This is a genomic window from Alsobacter soli, assembly GCF_003004785.1.
Lineage (GTDB): Bacteria > Pseudomonadota > Alphaproteobacteria > Rhizobiales > Beijerinckiaceae > Alsobacter > Alsobacter soli.
The window spans coordinates 1-16,045 of sequence record NZ_PVZS01000032.1 but is presented as its reverse complement, the minus strand read 5'-3'; the positions used below and the strand labels follow the sequence as shown (position 1 = coordinate 16,045).

Annotated in this window: 11 protein-coding genes and 1 pseudogene; 6 read left to right on the top strand and 6 right to left on the bottom strand. The window is 67.2% G+C overall.

What is annotated here, in order from left to right; genetic code table 11:
* The gene (locus tag SLNSH_RS20705) at positions 1-6,189 is read right to left on the bottom strand and encodes a HAMP domain-containing protein (protein WP_245422436.1); all 6,189 of its coding nucleotides are present in this window, start codon (positions 6,187-6,189) and stop codon (positions 1-3) included.
* Positions 6,190-6,594: 405 nt separating this feature from the next.
* Positions 6,595-7,161 (bottom strand): metallophosphoesterase family protein, encoded by a 567-nt coding sequence (locus tag SLNSH_RS20700; RefSeq protein ID WP_146140339.1) that lies wholly within the window; start codon positions 7,159-7,161, stop codon positions 6,595-6,597.
* A 101-nt stretch (positions 7,162-7,262) separates the two neighbouring features.
* Here SLNSH_RS20700 and SLNSH_RS20695 point away from each other — a divergent pair, with 101 nt between their 5' ends.
* A complete protein-coding gene (locus tag SLNSH_RS20695; RefSeq protein ID WP_106339533.1) occupies positions 7,263-7,478 on the top strand; it encodes a hypothetical protein in 216 nt (71 codons plus the stop codon).
* Positions 7,479-7,492: 14 nt separating this feature from the next.
* On the opposite strand, the gene SLNSH_RS20690 is transcribed toward SLNSH_RS20695, so the two are convergent.
* Positions 7,493-7,801, bottom strand: a complete 309-nt coding sequence (locus tag SLNSH_RS20690) for a hypothetical protein (protein WP_146140338.1) — start codon at positions 7,799-7,801, stop codon at positions 7,493-7,495.
* 269 nt (positions 7,802-8,070) lie between these two features.
* On the opposite strand from SLNSH_RS20690, the gene trhA reads away from it, so the two are divergent.
* Positions 8,071-8,742, top strand: coding sequence for a PAQR family membrane homeostasis protein TrhA (gene trhA, locus SLNSH_RS20685; RefSeq protein WP_106339620.1), 672 nt, complete (start codon positions 8,071-8,073; stop codon positions 8,740-8,742).
* Between the two features lie 12 nt (positions 8,743-8,754).
* Here trhA and glgA read toward each other — a convergent pair whose 3' ends face one another.
* Positions 8,755-10,194, bottom strand: a complete 1,440-nt coding sequence (gene glgA, locus SLNSH_RS20680) for a glycogen synthase GlgA (protein ID WP_106339529.1) — start codon at positions 10,192-10,194, stop codon at positions 8,755-8,757.
* A 306-nt stretch (positions 10,195-10,500) separates the two neighbouring features.
* Here glgA and msrB point away from each other — a divergent pair, with 306 nt between their 5' ends.
* The 4 genes from msrB (at position 10,501) to SLNSH_RS20660 (ending at position 12,832) form a co-directional block, all read left to right on the top strand.
* Positions 10,501-10,911, top strand: a complete 411-nt coding sequence (gene msrB, locus SLNSH_RS20675; protein ID WP_106339527.1) for a peptide-methionine (R)-S-oxide reductase MsrB — start codon at positions 10,501-10,503, stop codon at positions 10,909-10,911.
* Positions 10,911-11,468 (top strand): 2'-5' RNA ligase family protein, encoded by a 558-nt coding sequence (locus SLNSH_RS20670; RefSeq protein WP_158266843.1) that lies wholly within the window; start codon positions 10,911-10,913, stop codon positions 11,466-11,468. Before msrB ends, SLNSH_RS20670 begins: the two co-directional genes overlap by 1 nt.
* Positions 11,469-11,536: 68 nt before the next feature.
* Positions 11,537-12,478 (top strand): phosphatase PAP2 family protein, encoded by a 942-nt coding sequence (locus tag SLNSH_RS20665; RefSeq protein WP_106339523.1) that lies wholly within the window; start codon positions 11,537-11,539, stop codon positions 12,476-12,478.
* Between the two features lie 108 nt (positions 12,479-12,586).
* Positions 12,587-12,832 carry a hypothetical protein gene (locus SLNSH_RS20660; RefSeq protein ID WP_106339521.1) on the top strand — a complete coding sequence of 82 codons (246 nt, stop codon included), beginning with the start codon at positions 12,587-12,589 and terminating at the stop codon, positions 12,830-12,832.
* Positions 12,833-12,895: 63 nt separating this feature from the next.
* Here SLNSH_RS20660 and SLNSH_RS20655 read toward each other — a convergent pair whose 3' ends face one another.
* Entirely contained in the window at positions 12,896-14,713 is a 1,818-nt protein-coding gene (locus tag SLNSH_RS20655) for a methyl-accepting chemotaxis protein (protein WP_158266842.1), read from the bottom strand.
* 1,093 nt (positions 14,714-15,806) lie between these two features.
* A pseudogene (locus SLNSH_RS25245) lies at positions 15,807-16,045 on the bottom strand (hypothetical protein); the annotation flags it as partial.

Genomic DNA, 16,045 nt, shown 5'->3' with positions numbered 1-16,045 from the left:
TCACCGGTGCAGCCACATGCGAAGGGCCGAGAGCAGCTGCTCCGTGTTGACGGGCTTCGCCAGGTAGTCGGACGCGCCAGCCTCCAGACACTTCTCACGGTCTCCCTTCATGGCCTTGGCCGTGAGCGCGATGATCGGAAGGCGGCGATAGGCCGGGTTGGCCCGGATCACCTGCATAGTCTCGTAGCCGTCCATTCCGGGCATCATGATGTCCATCAGCACGATCGCGAGTTCAGGCGTTTGCTCGATGACCTGGATGGCTTCGCTGCCCGTGGTCGCCGTCAACACCTTCATCCCGCGGCGTTCGAGAACGCTGCTCAGCGCGAAGATGTTTCGGGCGTCGTCATCGACCAGCAGCACGCTGCGGCCGACGAGGTCCTCGTCGGAGCTGTGCAGCCGCTCCAGCATCCGCTGCTTTTCTGGCGGCAGCTGCGTGACGACCCGGTGCAGGAACAGGGCGGTCTCGTCGAGCAGGCGCTCGGGCGACTCCACGCCCTTCACCACGACGCTGCGCGCCATGGTGTGCAGGCGGGCGTCCTCTTCGGGCGAAAGCTCGCGGCCGGTGAACACCACGACCGGCGTGTCCGCCAGCTTCGGGTCGTCCCGCATGCGCTCGAGCACCTCGAATCCCGAAATGTCCGGCAGCTTGAGGTCGAGCACGATGCAATCGACCGGCTCGTTGCGCAAAAGCTCGAGCGCGGCCTCGCCCGTGTCGGCGGTCAGGATCTCGACATCGTCGTGACCGAGCAACTCGTTGAGGCTGAGCTGTTCCGCCGGATTGTCCTCGACCACCAGCAAGCGCTTGCGCCGGGCGCCGGCCAGGCCCTTGAGCCTGTTCAGCGAGGCCTCGAGTCCCTCGATGGTGGTGGGCTTGTTCATGAACGCGAAGGCGCCGCGAGCGAGCCCGTGCTGCTTGTCCTCGTCCAGCGTCACGATCTGCACGGGGATATGCCGGGTCGAAGGATCGCGCTTGAGCTGGCTCAGCACGGTCCAGCCCAGCATGTCGGGCAGGAACACGTCCAGAGACACCGCGCTCGGCTGGTACTGCCGCGCGAGCGTCAGAGCGTCGGCGCCGCGGAGCGCCACGAGAACCTTGAAGCCGTTGTCCCGGGCCAGATCCGCGACCACCCGCGCGTAGTGGGGGTCGTCCTCGACCACCAGGAGCACGAGGTCTCCCGGATGGATGTCCGCCCGGTCGTCCGTGAGCGTCTCCACCGGGACCTCGGTGAGGCGCGACTGGGGCGTCGGACTCGCCTTGGGGGCGGCCTGCCCAAGCGAGACCACGGAGGTTTCGGCCGCGACCGGCCGCGCCGCCGACTGCCCGCCCACATAGGTGAGCGGCAGGTAGAGCACGAAGGTGCTGCCCAGGCCCGGCTGGCTGCGCAGCTGGATCTCGCCGCCCAGCAGGCTCGCCAGCTCGCGGCTGATCGCGAGGCCGAGGCCCGTGCCGCCGTACTTGCGGCTGGTGCCGGCGTCCGCCTGCTGGAAGGCCTCGAAGATGATCTTCTGCTTCTCGGGCGGGATGCCGATGCCGGTGTCTGACACCTCGAAGGCCACCACGGAGGGCGCGTTGCGCAGCATGGGGTGGTCCGGGTTCCAGCCGCTCTTGGCTGGCCGCACCGTGAGCCGCACGCCGCCCTTCTCGGTAAACTTGAAGGCGTTCGACAGCAGGTTCTTGAGCACCTGCTGCAGGCGCTTGGAGTCGGTGATGATGCTCCGCTCCAGGTCGGGATCGAGATCCACGTCGAAGCTGAGCTTGCGGTTCTCCGCCTCGTGCTTGAAGGGCCGGGCCATCATGTCCAGCAGGTTGCTGAACACGATCTCCTCGGCCTCCACCGAGACCGTGCCGGACTCGATCTTGGACAGGTCGAGGATGTCGCTGATCAGGTTCAGGAGGTCCGTGCCGGCCCCATGGATGGTGCGGGCGAACTCCACCTGCTTGGCCGTGAGGTTGCCTTCCGGATTGTCGGTCAGCTGCTGGCCGAGGATCAGGATCGAGTTCAGCGGCGTGCGCAGCTCGTGCGACATGTTCGCCAGGAACTCGGACTTGTACTTCGAGGTGAGCGCGAGCTCGGCCGCCTTCTCTTCCAGCGCCCGGCGGGCCTGCTCGATTTCTTGGTTCTTGGCTTCCACCTCGACGTTGCGCTCGGCGAGCTGCTGGGCCTTCTGCTCCAGCTGCTCGTTGGTCTGCTGCAACTCCTTCTGCTGGGTCTGCAGCTCGGCCGCGAGCTGCTGCGACTGCTTGAGCAGGCCCTCGGTCTGCATGGTCGCTTCGATCGAGTTCAGCACGATGCCGATGCTGGCCGTGAGCTGCTCCAGGAAGCTCATCTGCAGGTCGGTGAAGTTCTTGAGCGAGGCCAGTTCGATGACCGCCTTCACCTGGCCCTCGAACAGCACCGGCAGCACGATGGCGTTGCGCGGCGTCGCCTTGAACAGGCCCGACGAGATCGGCACCACGTTGGGCGGTAGCTCGGTGATGACGAGGCGCTTGCCGTCGCGCGCGCACTGGCCGATCAGGCCTTCGCCCATCCGCATCCGGCGCGGGTGGCCGGCCACACCGTCGTCCGCATAGGCATGGAGCAGCTCGAGGCCGCTCTCGTCCACCTGGTAGATGACGCCATGCTGCGCCTCGACGAGCGGCGCGAGTTCGGAGAGCAGCATGCGGCCCACATTGCCGAGGTCGCGCTGGCCCTGCAGCATGTTGGTGAAGCGGGCGAGGTTCGTCTTCAGCCAGTCCTGTTCGGTGTTCCGGTCCGTCGTGAGGCGGAGGTTGCCGATCATCGTGTTGATGTTGTCCTTGAGCTCGGCCACCTCCCCGCGCGCCTCCACCTGGATGGAGCGGGTCAGGTCGCCCTTGGTCACGGCGGTGGCGACCTCCGCGATGGCGCGCACCTGGGTGGTGAGGTTCGCCGCCAGCAGGTTCACGTTGCCGGTGAGATCCTTCCAGGTGCCGGCCGCGCCGGGCACGTGCGCCTGGCCGCCGAGACGGCCTTCCACGCCCACCTCGCGCGCCACGGTCGTCACCTGGTCGGCGAAGGTGGCGAGCGTGTTGGTCATGTTGTTGATGGTTTCGGCGAGCGCCGCGACCTCGCCCTTCGACGCCACCGTGAGGTTCTGCTTCAGGTCGCCGTTGGCGACCGCCGTCACGACCTTCACGATGCCGCGGACCTGCTCGGTCAAGTTGGCGGCCATCACGTTCACGGTGTCGGTGAGGTCCTTCCAGGTGCCGGCCACGCCGGGCACCTGCGCCTGGCCACCGAGCTTTCCTTCGGTGCCCACCTCGCGCGCGACGCGCGTCACCTCGCCCGCGAAGGCGTTGAGCTGGTCCACCATGGTGTTGATGGTGTTCTTGAGCTCGAGGATCTCGCCCTTCACGTCCACGGTGATCTTGCGGCTGAGGTCGCCGCGCGCCACCGCGGTGGTCACTTCGGCGATGTTGCGCACCTGGGTGGTGAGGTTCGCCGCCAGCAGGTTGACGTTGTCGGTGAGGTCCTTCCACGTGCCGGCGACGCCGGGCACCACGGCCTGGCCGCCGAGGCGGCCCTCCGTGCCCACCTCGCGCGCCACGCGCGTCACCTCGCCCGCGAAGGAGCGCAGCTGATCGACCATCGTGTTGATGGTCTCCTTAAGCTGCAGGATCTCGCCGCGCACGTCCACGGTGATCTTGCGGCTGAGGTCGCCGTTGGCGATCGCGGTCGCCACCTCGGCGATGTTGCGCACCTGGCCGGTCAGGTTGCCGGCCATGGAGTTCACGGAGTCTGTCAGGTCCTTCCACGTGCCGGCCACCCCGGGCACCTGCGCCTGGCCGCCGAGCTTGCCTTCCGTGCCCACCTCGCGCGCCACGCGCGTCACCTCGCCGGCGAAGGCATTGAGCTGGTCCACCATCGTGTTGATGGTGTTCTTCAGCTCCAGGATTTCGCCCTTCACGTCCACGGTGATCTTGCGCGACAGGTCGCCGCGCGCCACCGCGGTCGTCACCTCGGCGATGTTGCGCACCTGGCCGGTGAGGTTGGACGCCATCGAGTTGACGTTCTCGGTGAGGTCCTTCCACGTGCCGGCGACGCCGGGCACCTGCGCCTGGCCGCCGAGCTTGCCTTCCGTCCCCACCTCGCGCGCCACGCGCGTCACTTCCGACGCGAAGCGGTTGAGCTGGTCCACCATGGTGTTGAGCGTCTCCTTCAGCTGAAGGATCTCGCCGCGCACGTCCACGGTGATCTTGCGGCTGAGGTCGCCATTGGCGATGGCGGTCGACACCTCGGCGATGTTGCGCACCTGGGCGGTCAGGTTGCCCGCCATGGAGTTCACGGAGTCGGTCAGGTCCTTCCAGGTGCCGGCCACCCCGGGCACCTGCGCCTGGCCGCCGAGGCGGCCTTCCGTGCCGACTTCGCGGGCCACGCGCGTCACCTCGCCGGCGAAGGAGCGGAGCTGGTCCACCATCGTGTTGATGGTTTCCTTCAGCTCCAGGATCTCGCCCGACACCGTCACCGAGATCTTCTTCGACAGGTCGCCCTGCGCCACCGCGGTCGCCACCTCGGCGATGTTGCGCACCTGGGCGGTCAGGTTGGAGGCCATGGAGTTCACGGAGTCCGTGAGGTCCTTCCATGTGCCCGCCACGCCCTTGAGCTGGGCCTGGCCGCCGAGCTTGCCTTCCGTGCCCACCTCGCGCGCCACGCGCGTCACCTCCGACGCGAAGGCGTTCAGCTGGTCCACGGTGGTGTTCATCGTCTCCTTGAGCTGGAGGATCTCCCCCTTCACGTCGACGGTGATCTTCTTGGACAGGTCGCCGTTGGCGATCGCGGTCGACACCTCCGCGATGTTGCGGACCTGCGCCGTCAGGTTGCCCGCCATGGAGTTCACGGAGTCGGTGAGATCCTTCCACGTGCCGGCGACGCCGAGCACGTTCGCCTGGCCGCCCAGCCGGCCCTCCGTGCCCACCTCGCGCGCCACGCGCGTCACTTCGGACGCGAAGGCGTTGAGCTGGTCCACCATCGTGTTGATGGTTTCCTTCAGCTCCAGGATCTCGCCCGACACCGTCACGGTGATCTTCTTGGACAGGTCGCCGTTGGCGATGGCTGTGGCGACCTCCGCGATGTTGCGCACCTGGCCGGTCAGGTTTCCGGCCATGGAGTTCACCGAGTCCGTCAGGTCCTTCCACGTTCCGGCCACACCCGGCACCTGCGCCTGGCCGCCGAGGCGCCCTTCCGTGCCCACCTCGCGCGCCACGCGCGTCACCTCGCCCGCGAAGGCGTTGAGCTGGTCCACCATCGTGTTGATGGTTTCCTTCAGCTCCAGGATCTCGCCCGACACGTCCACGGTGATCTTGCGCGACAGGTCGCCGCGCGCCACGGCCGTCGTCACCTGCGCGATGTTGCGGACCTGCGCGGTGAGGTTGCCGCACATGGCGTTCACGGAGTCGGTGAGGTCCTTCCAGGTGCCGGCGACGCCGGGCACGATGGCCTGGCCGCCGAGCTTGCCTTCCGTACCGACCTCCTTGGCCACGCGGGTCACTTCCGACGCGAAGGAGCGCAGCTGGTCCACCATGGTGTTGATGGCGTCCTTCAGCAGAAGGATCTCGCCACGCACGTCCACGGTGATCTTCTTGGACAGGTCGCCGTTGGCGACCGCGATGGTCACCTCGGCGATGTTGCGGACCTGGGCCGTCAGGTTCGACGCCATGGAGTTCACGGACTCCGTCAGGTCGCGCCAGACGCCCGTCACTTCCTTCACCTGCGCCTGGCCGCCGAGCTTGCCATCGGTGCCGACCTCGCGCGCCACGCGCGTCACCTCGGAGGTGAACACGCTCAGCTGCTTGATCATGGCGTTGACGATGTTCGCCGACCTCAGGAACTCGCCCTTCAGGGGGCGCCCGTCCACGTCCAGCGGCATCGGCTGCAGCAGGTCGCCCTTGGCGACCGCCGTGATGGTGCGGGTGACTTCCGTCGTGGGCCAGAGAAGGTCGTCGATCAGCGTGTTGACCGAAGTCTCCATGTCGACCCAGGAGCCGGTCTGCATGCCGAACTTCACGCGGGTGCGGATGCGTCCCTCACGGCCGACGCTCTGCCCGACTTTCTCGAGCTGCGAGGCCATGCGCTGGTTGGCCGCCACGATCTCGTTGAAGGTGTCGGCGATCTTGCCGGTGAGGCCGGTGCGGTTGGCCGGGAGGCGGACGGAGAAGTCGCCGACCCGCATCGCCTGCAGGGCTTCCAGCAGTTCCTTCAGGACCAGCGTCTCTTCGGCTTCGGCGGGAGAGGCGTGAACCGGCTGCTCGACGACTTCGTCCGCCACTGCGGCAGCGCTCGTGTTCGCCTTCATGTGCCCACTCCACCCTGAGTGTTGTTGTCATTCGCCGACAGAACGCCCGACGCGCGCGCGCAACCCAGCGCAAGCAAACGCCTAGCTCAAGCCAACGTTCCATCAGACTGTGAAAGATTGGGTCCACTTATGCGGCAGAGCGGACGTTCCGTAAATGCCTCGATGAGAGCCACGTCATCGATCCACAGCCACGGGAAATTGTTTCAAAAAAGGCAGGATGACGGGCAATCGAAGATGATCGAGTCCATGATCATCTTTACGTCAGCGGGTCTGGAGTCCGTCTCAGGGGTTGGCGTCCGGGCCTCGGTCGCGCGCGCCCCTCTCGACTGTCGGCTTCGTCCCGGCCTTGCGCCCCCGGCGCGAGCGGCGAATCTGCTCCAGCGTGGCGGGCCTATAGTCCTGGGCGTCCACGCCGACGTCGTATTGGCGCGGAACTGGGGTCAGCTTGCCGTGGCTATGGCCGTGCAGGTCGATGACGCCGCGACCCATGTGGTTCCAGGTCCGGAAGGGATAATGGCAGAGCACAAGCTCGGCCCCGTCGACCGTGATCTCGGCGTAGTGCTGCACGCTGGCCCAACCGGCGCTCGTCACCGTCTCAGGCCCGTCATTGTTGCCGATGATGAGGTGCTTCGTGCCGGAAAGGCGCTCGAGCAGCCGGTCGGCTTGGCCTGGAGGCCGCCCGAGCGCGAAGTCGCCCAGGTGCCAAACGACGTCGCCAGGCGCCACCGTCTCGTTCCATCGCGCGATCAGGGCCTCGTCATGCTCGTCCAGGGACCGAAAGGGTCGCCGATCGATGCGCAGCACGCGCGGATCGCCGAAATGGGTGTCGCTGGTGAAGAAGATGGTCATGGGACGACATTTAGCGCGGGCTGGCTAAGGTCCATCCGGGACGCTGGATACGCAACCCGCCACCCTAGTCGGACATTGTCGCAGAAACCGAGCCCCGACCGATGCCGCTTTATCTCTTCACCAACGAGAGCTTCTCCCTGGCCGTAAGCCGCGACCAGCAGGGCCGAACCCTGCCAGCCGGACAATGGCGGCTGCTCAAGGAGGTGGATCCCCACGAGATCGACCCTGCCATTGTCGAGCGGGTGTCCGCTGCGGGGCACTGGTTCTACCAGCCCGGGCAACAGCCGGGGGGCGGAGCGAAGAACCCGGATCCCTAGGGCCGCGACGCTGGTCAGTGCACAGCCGCCCGCGCATCCGCACGGCCGAAGAGGCTCTTCCGCGGCGCCCCGGCCAGACCCGCGGGACCCCAGAGCCGCAGCCGCGACCCGCGCCAGGTCGCCTCCTCGGGATAGGCGGCCATCTTGAGCCGGAGGTGCCGTCTCGCGGCCTCGATCATGCAGCGCTCTGCGTCGCAGGCGTCCAGAGGGCCGACATAGCAGAAGACTTCGCCTTCGCTCTCGACTGCGACGGAGTCCGCAGGCCGCACGTCCGCCGGCTCGTACACTTCCACGCGCTTCAATCCAACCGTGTACGCTCGCACGCTGACCTCTCTTGGGTTGAGTTATCCACCGAGAATTGGAGGCCTCACTCTTGACAACATAGAAGATGAATTTCCGCTGTGTCGAATCGCGCGAATTGATCGGATCGTGCTGGGTTCGAATTCGAACCCGAGTCTTTGGATCCCAAGCTTCGGCCGGCAGCCCGAACGCCGAGACGCCTTGCCGCGTTGCACCTCTTTGGGCGCCTTGACGGCGGAGCGAAGGGGGCTGAATGTTCACGCATGAACGATCGCTGCAGGGGGACCGCCACATGACGGACGGACGACCTCCAGGGCTCACCCGCGTCTACGACTGGGCGGAGTTGATCGCCGATGGCTGCATCCATGCCGTCGGGGTGGTCGGCGGGCTCATCGCGGCGCTGCTTCTGCTGGTGCTCGCGGCGGGAGTGGTCGGAGCGCTCGAATACACCTCGGTTGCGATCTACGCCGTCGCGCTCGTGGCCATGCTGGGTTGCTCGGCGGCCTACAACATGACGCCCCCCTCGAGGGCCAAGTGGCTGCTGCGGCGCGCGGACCATTCGACGATCTACCTGATGATCGCCGGCACCTACACACCCTTCATGACGGTGCTCAAGGCGAGCGCCTGGGGCGCCGCCCTGTCGACGACCGTTTGGATCGGCGCCTTGGTTGGGGCCGCCCTGAAGATCTTCATGCCGGGACGCTTCGACCGCCTCTCGATCGGACTCTATCTTGCCCTGGGTTGGAGCGTCGTGCTCGCCTTCGGGCCCTTGGCGGCGTCGCTGCAGACCTCCACCCTCGTGCTGTTGTGCGTCGGCGGAGGCCTCTACACCCTGGGCGTCATCTTCCACGTGTGGGAAAGCCTGCGCTTCCAGAACGCGATCTGGCACGGCTTCGTGCTGGCCGCCGCGGGCTGCCACTACGGCGCCGTTCTGGATTGCATGGTGTTGTCGCGGGCTGCCTGAAGGGCGACGCGCTCAGGCCGCCGCCTCCTTGCGGATCGACAGCGCTTCGCCGAACAGCCTGGCGTAGCCCAGCGCAGGCTTGGCCCAGCTTCGGTCGCAAGCCATCGCGGCCCGTCGCATCTCCTCGAGACGCGCCCGGGAGCGATAAGCGTCGAACGCCCGGTACACCGCCCCGAGGAAGCTGCCCAGGCTCGAGGTCTCGAAAAGGAACCCGGTTTCGCCGTCCTCGATCGTCTCGGCCAGGCCGCCCGTCGCGCGCGCCACGGGCAGCGAGCCGAACCTCTGGGCGTACATCTGGCTCAGGCCGCAGGGCTCGAAGCGCGAGGGCATCAGCAGGAAGTCGCTGCCGGCATAGATCCGGCGCGCAAGCTGCTCCTCGAAACCGATCGAGATGCCGACCGCGCCCGGGTACTTCTCCGCGAGAGTCGAGAACTGCTTTTCGAAATGCGCCTCGCCCTTGCCGGTGACCACGATCTGGCCTCCGTGACGGACGATGGATTCCGCCGCCTCGATGGTGAGGTCGACCCCTTTCTGGGCCACGAGCCGGGACACGACGGCGAAGATCGGCCCCCGCGAAACCGCCAGCCCGAACGCCTTGCGAACGCTGTCGGCGTTCTTCGCCTTGCCGCGCCAACGGCCCGCCGCGAAAGGCGCCGCAAGGTGGGGATCGGTATAGGGATCCCAGCTCTCGTCGATGCCGTTCAGGATGCCCGTGAGGCGCCCCTGGTCGGACCGCGCCCGCAAAAGACCTTCCAGGCCGCAGCCGTGCTCCGGCGTCGTGATCTCGCGCGCATAGTTCTCGCTGACCGTCGTGATGTGGTTGGCGTAGAACAGGCCCGCCTTCAGGAACGAGACCTTGCCGTGGAACTCCACGCCGTTGATGGAATAGGCCTGCGAGGGAATTCCGAGCCTGTCCATGCGCTCCGGCGGGAACAGGCCCTGGTGGGCCAGGTTGTGGACCGTGAGGATGCAGGGGACCGCGCTCTTGTTCCAGGCGAGATAGGCGGGAGCCAGCGCGGCCGGCCAGTCATGGACATGTAGCAGATCGGGCCGCCAGCCTTCCACCGGATAGGCGCCGGCGATGTCGGCTGCCGCAAGGCTCAGGCGCGCGAAGCGGATGTCGTTGTCCGCCCAGTCCACCCCATTCTGGTCGCCATAGGGAGACCCTGCCCGATCGAACAGTTCCGGACAAAGCAGAACATAGACGATCAAGCCGTCGGCCGTGTGCGTTTTCCCGATGGAGCAGGCCGGAATGGCGCCCCGGGCGGGAAGATGGCTCACCACCTCCATCGGCCCGGTCGAGCCGACGACCTCCCGATATCCCGGGATCAGGATCCTGACGTCGACATGACGACGGAGCGCACGCGGAAGAGCAGCCGAAATCTCGCCGAGTCCGCCCGCCTTGGCGAACCCAGCAAATTCCGGCGTGACGAACAATATACGTTCACGCATTTTCAATTCTGGAATAGGCGCGCCGTACAGATAACGCCGCGCGGACTGAGATGATCGCTCAACGTGGATTAGCTCACGTTTGTTCCCTGGCTGCGAGCGATTTTTTCGCTCGTGCGAAAACGTCCTGAGCGGGCGCCTTCAGCGTAGCCGGCGAGGCTAAAACTTGAACAATTCAGATGACAAGGTGATGAAAGCTTGAACTCCCCGCACGAAGGCTCTGGCGCCGGGAGCACCTGTACCAGAGCAGGCTCAGGCCTATATTGGGGCTAAGCGCTTCGGCGCGACCTGCCTCCAAAGGAGCCGTTCATGGCTGCTGCCCCCGAGCATCGGTACCCGGTGACCAAATCTGACGAGGAATGGCGCCGCATCCTCACCCCGGAGCAATTCGCGGTGCTGCGCGGCCACGGCACCGAGCGACCGGGAAGCTGCGCCCTGCTGCATGAGAAGCGCCGTGGAACCTTCTCCTGCGCGGGTTGCGGCCAACCGCTGTTTCGCAACGAGACCAAGTTCGAGAGCGGAACGGGCTGGCCGAGCTTCAACACGCCCCTTCCCGGCTCGGTCGAGACATCGGAGGATCGCAGCTACGGCATGGTCCGCACGGAGGTCCACTGCAGCCAATGCGGCGGCCATCTGGGGCACGTGTTCCCGGACGGCCCGCCCCCGACCGGTCTGCGCTACTGCATGAACGGCGTCGCGATGGATTTCCAGCCCGAGTGATGGACGCCCCTTCCCCGTCCGGCCAGTCCGAAACGGCGGCGGGCCCGCTGCCGCTCATTCTGACGGCGCGCTTCGACGAGCGCGCGCAGGCCTGGTTCGAGGCCCGGCGGCGGGCTTATTATCCAGCCGACCGCAACAAGGTTCCGGCGCATCTGACGCTGTTCCACAACCTCCCGGGCGACCAGATTGCGGAGGTCGAGGACGAACTGGCGGAAGAGTGCTGGCGTCTGGACCCCGTTCCGGCCCGCGCGACGCATCTTCGCTTCACCGGCCAGGGCGTCCAGGTGGTGATCGCCTCACCCTCTCTCGAGCAACTGAGGGCGCGATTGGCGGAGCGGTGGAGCCTGTCCCTGACGCCCCAGGACCTTCGCCCTTACCGCCCTCACGTCACGGTCCAGAACAAGACGTCGGCCGAAAACGCGCGCCGCACCTTCGACGCGTTCTGCGCGGTGTTCGCACCGTTCGACTGCGAGATCGAAGGCTTGGACCTGTGGCGCTATCTCAGCGGTCCCTGGGACCGTGTCGCCGACTTCGGCTTCGGCGCAGCGCCCGGGTAGGCCAAGGCGAATTCTTAAACAGGACGTGCGTTCAATCGGCTCGCGTGAATCCATCCGCGAGCGACCCGATGTTCCCGTTGGAAGCCAGAACGCTGCTGCCCCTCGTGGCGGGACTTGCTGCGGCCGTCCTGATGATCCCGACTTCGGGGCTGGACTTCACGCCCGTGCTGCGCATCCCGGCGGGGCTGGTCGCGGCCTGGATCCTCATGCAGGCCCTCCTTCCGAAGGCCAGGTCCGAACGCGAATTGCGCCTGCTGAAGTGGATCACGCTGCTGATCTACTTCGCGCTCGCGGTGAATTGCGGGTTCATCCTGTTCTACTGCGGTCAGGCGTGGGCGGCCTTCCCCCTCCGGGACGAGATGTTCCTGGCGGCGGATCGCCTGCTCGGCTTCGACTGGGTGCTCGCCGGGCCATGGATGAACCAGCACGCCGCCGTCACGAGCTTCTTCCTGCTGGTCTATGCCGTCTTCCCGGCCTTCGTGGTCGCGCCTCTGTTTATCCTGCCCCTTTTGGGCCGCATGGGCGAAGCCGAATTCTATGTCCGGGCGAGCATGATCGCGGAACTCGTCTTCGCGATCGCCTCGTGCGTGGCGCCGGCGGTGTCGGCCGCCACCGCCCTGGGCGCCCAGGCGCAAGCGAACAGCACCCTCGCGCTCTCCGCCTTTTCGGGGCCGATCGTGGAAAGCCTGCGCTCGGGCGCGCTGACCACCATCGACGCCTTCGAGGGCATCGGAACATTCCCTTCGTACCACACCGCAGGGTCCGTCCTGGCCGTGATCGCCCTGTGGGGCGTCCCCTGGCTCAGGGGCTTCGCCGTCGCGCTTGCGGCCGCCGAAATCGCGTCGGCGGTCTGGGTGGGAGGCCATTACCTCATCGACCTGCCCGCGGGCGCCCTCATGGCCTGCGCGGCCGCCTATGCGGCTGGCTGGCGATGGGCGCCGGAGGCGGCCGAAACACTTGCGGAACCCGCGCCGGAACGGGATTCGACGCTGGCTCTCAGGAAGGCCTGAACCGGTCGTCGCAGGGACCAACCTCGCGCGGCGGTGAAGCCATGCCGGGGAACCGATCACGCCAAGCGGAATTGGCCCACGGTCAATGAGCACCGAGGGAGTGACCCCGTGATCAAAGCTACACTCATCGCCGCCGGCCTGACCCTGGCCCTTCCCGCCATCGCCATGGCCCAGACCTCGACGTCTGCGACGCCTCCCGACCAGCCCGGCGCCTCCCGCAGCATGAACACGGGCAGCGGCCCCATGATGAAGCACTCGGACACGAACCCGGGCATGGCCATGAGCACCGGCGCCGGCCGCTCGCATCACGTGACCAAGCGCCACAAGAAGCGGACCAAGCACCACTCCATGTAAGTCGGAGCCGGCGCATCATCCGTGCGCCGGCGCCCGCCACGCTCCGCAGGATGACGCGGCGGCTCAGACCGCCTGCTGCTCCGGCTTCCGCAACCCCGCCGAAACCGTCTGGCTCTGGGTCGTCAGCGCGCCCGCGTGGGACCTGAGCGAACTGGCGAACGCCACCACGTCGGCCACCACCGTCTCCGCCTCTTCGGTCGCGTTGTTCAGGCTTTCGGCGGCCTGCGCGAGTTCTTCGTTCGCGCCCTGCACCTTCGCGATGGAGCGCTCCATGTCGGCGGAGTAGGTCGCCTGCTCGCCGGTGGCCTGCGCGACGGTCCGGCTGATGTCGGCCACGTCGTGGATGCTCTGGACGATGCCGCGCACCACGCCGGCCGTGCGCGCCCCAGCGCGCTTGATGGCCTGGGTCTGGATCGCGATCTTCTGCGCGGCCTGGCCGGTCTGCTCCGCCAGCGCCTTCACCTCGCCGGCCACCACGGCGAAGCCCTTGCCGCGCTCGCCGGCGCGGGCCGCTTCGATCGTGGCGTTCAACGCGAGCAGGTTTGTCTGCCGGGCCACGCCGGCGATGAAGCTCGCCACGAAGTCGATCTCCGCAGCCGCGCCGTCGAGCTCCTTGACCACCGCATCCGTTTCCCGCGCGCTCTCGACCGACTGGTTCGCCAGCCCCGAGGTCGCCGCGGCGCTGTCGCTGATCCGCTCGCTGAGGGCGACAAGCTCGCCCGCCATCTGCACCACCTCTTCCGTGCGGCTGAGCGCCCGCTCGGAGACGGTGAGCACCGCCGTGGCGTGCTGGCGAGTCTCCTGCGCCCGGGCCGACAGGGCCTGCGATGCGTGGCCGAGTTGCTCGATCGCCTCGGAGATGCCGTGAGCCGTGTTGCGGACGTTCGTCTCGAAGGCGTCCAGGCCTGTGGCCAGCTCGAGTTCGCGCCGCAGGCGCTCCTCTTCGGCGTGCAGCGCGGACAATTCGGCGTCCTTGGCCTGGTTCGAGGCCGCAGCCTGCTCCAGCAGGGCCTGGTTGCTCACCAGCTTCCTGCGGCTGCGGCCATAGGCGGCGCCCAGCCCCACGACCAGCGTGCAACTCACCAGCGCCACGATGAGGCCCAGCAGCGCCTGGCGCTCCGAGGCGCCATAGGCGCGCTCGTGGGAGAGCCCGAGCGCCAGCATCAGCCCGGATGGGCCGAGCGAACGATAGGCCATGAGCCGACGCTTGCCGTCGATCTCGTCGACGCCGTCGAGCAGGCCCAGCGGCTGGGAGCGCGCCAGCTTCAGCAGGTCGGAGCCGGCCATCGACTTGCCGATGGTGTCTTTCGTGAGCCCGCGCCGGGACATCACCGTCCCGTATTCGGAAATCATCGTGAGCGCCCCGTCGGCCCCGATGTCCAGGTTGTCGAAGGTGTTGGCGAAGTAATAGGGATCCAGCGTCGCGACGATCACGCCGCCAAACGTGCCGTCCGGGTTCGTGATGCGCCGGCTCACCGGGATAAAGTATGCGCCGTTCCAGATGTCGCGGCGGCCGGGAATGGGCGAGCCGACATACAGCACGTCGTCCGTGACATTGGCGTGGAACTGGAAATACGCGCGATCGCTCAGGTCGAGGGGCTTGGTCACTGCAGAAAGGGACGAGAAGATCAGCATCCCGCTGCGGTCGAGTACCGCGATCTGCAGCGTGTGTTTTTCCGCGTGCACATAGCGCGAGAACTTGTACGCGAAGGCGTTCAGGTCCTTGATCTCAGTGAAGATGTTGCGCGTGACCTGGATGTTGCTGTCCACGTTGTTGAAGATCTGCTCAATGCCCGTCGTCGCGGCTTTTGCGACGTTGGTGGCGTAAGCCTCGGCCTCGTCCTTCGCGAGCCTTGAATACTCATAGACGTGAGCCGCCACTGAAACGCAGATCAGGAGCACAAGGCCACAGCAACTAAGCCAAATCGAGTGGGGACGCGTCATCGCAAATCCGGTGAAGAGGCCATCGCTGGCCACCTCCGAACCTAGACACAACCGATTAATGCAACCTTTGTGTGCGTCATTTGACGCAGCAAATTCGATCCGGAACGAGTCACTTCTCGCAAGGCGGCCTCCTCGGCTTAAAACCCGACAAAAAAGATCGAAGGTGTGACGCGGCGCACTGATGAAAACGGGAGCTTGAACTTAGAGTCGTAAACAGGTCGGGGGGCGTCGAGCGAAGCGCCAGGAGGCTCGCATGACGGAACTGACCGAGATGCGGCTGCGCCGATTGATACGGCGCACCATTGAACTTCTCGTATTTTGCTATTTGGCGGGCGGTGTCGCCGCCGCAGTTCTTTCGCTGGCGCCTTGAGTTCAGGCGTGATTCGCCGCACGTTCGCCGCACCCTCGCCACATGGCAGTCGTGCTCGATTGAAAACGTGCAGGCCCCGAAACAACATAAAGAGCGCATGACCAAGATAAGAGATCTTCTGCTCGCCGGCGTGATGACTCCCGCGCTTCTCGCCGGCCAGCCTTCGTTCGCGTTCGCTCAGTCCGAGCCGCGCATCATCATCGCGCAGGAGCAGCCTGCGGCTCCCGGGGAGCAACGCAAGGTTCCCCCGGGCCAGCAGCCCGGACAGCGCCCCCAGGGCCAGCGTCCGCCGGGACCGGCTGGCGCCCCTCCTCCCGGCGCCCCGCACGGGGCTCCTCCCGGAGCGCCCCACGCGGCCCCGCCGGCCGCCCCTCCTTCTCCTCGGGTCGCGCCGCCAGCCGCTCCGCACGTGGCCCCGCCCCCGGCTCCGTCCGCCCCGCGCGCCCCCGCTCCCGAAGCCCCGCGGGCCCCGGCCGCTCCAATGGCGCCGCGCCCGCAGGCCGCTCCCGAACGGATGCCGGAACGCATGCCTGAGCGCGCCCCGATGGGCCGGCCCGCTCCCGGCGAGCCTTCTCCCCGCGGCCAGATGGCCCCGGGCCGCGGCCCCGAGCACGCCCCTGGCGTCCGGCCAGGCGCCGGAGAGCCGCCCCCCGTACGCGGTCAGATCGCGCCCGAGCGCGCGCCCAGCGGAAGGCCGGCTCCCGGAGAGCCTTCGCTCGCGCCCCGCGGCGCACAGGTCCCGAACCAGCCGCAGAGGCCCGACCTGAACCGGCCCGAGCCCGGCCGTCCGGAGCCGGGCCGCGCGCCCGCCGCTGCTCCGCCCACCGCCGCCCAGCCGCGCCTTGCGCCTTCGCCGTCCACCGCGACTGAGCCGCCCGCCCCCGGCGCGGCTCCGCTTG

Bases quoted from the DNA above. Each gene is read 5' to 3' on its own strand.
- SLNSH_RS20705 (WP_245422436.1), bottom strand. From the start codon at position 6,189: ATGCGGGTCGGCGACTTCTCCGTCCGCCTCCCGGCCAACCGCACCGGC.
- msrB (WP_106339527.1), top strand. From the start codon at position 10,501: ATGGCTGCTGCCCCCGAGCATCGGTACCCGGTGACCAAATCTGACGAG.
- trhA (WP_106339620.1), top strand. From the start codon at position 8,071: ATGACGGACGGACGACCTCCAGGGCTCACCCGCGTCTACGACTGGGCG.
- SLNSH_RS20695 (WP_106339533.1), top strand. From the start codon at position 7,263: ATGCCGCTTTATCTCTTCACCAACGAGAGCTTCTCCCTGGCCGTAAGC.
- SLNSH_RS20670 (WP_158266843.1), top strand. From the start codon at position 10,911: ATGGACGCCCCTTCCCCGTCCGGCCAGTCCGAAACGGCGGCGGGCCCG.
- glgA (WP_106339529.1), bottom strand. From the start codon at position 10,194: ATGCGTGAACGTATATTGTTCGTCACGCCGGAATTTGCTGGGTTCGCC.
- SLNSH_RS20700 (WP_146140339.1), bottom strand. From the start codon at position 7,161: ATGACCATCTTCTTCACCAGCGACACCCATTTCGGCGATCCGCGCGTG.
- SLNSH_RS20665 (WP_106339523.1), top strand. From the start codon at position 11,537: ATGTTCCCGTTGGAAGCCAGAACGCTGCTGCCCCTCGTGGCGGGACTT.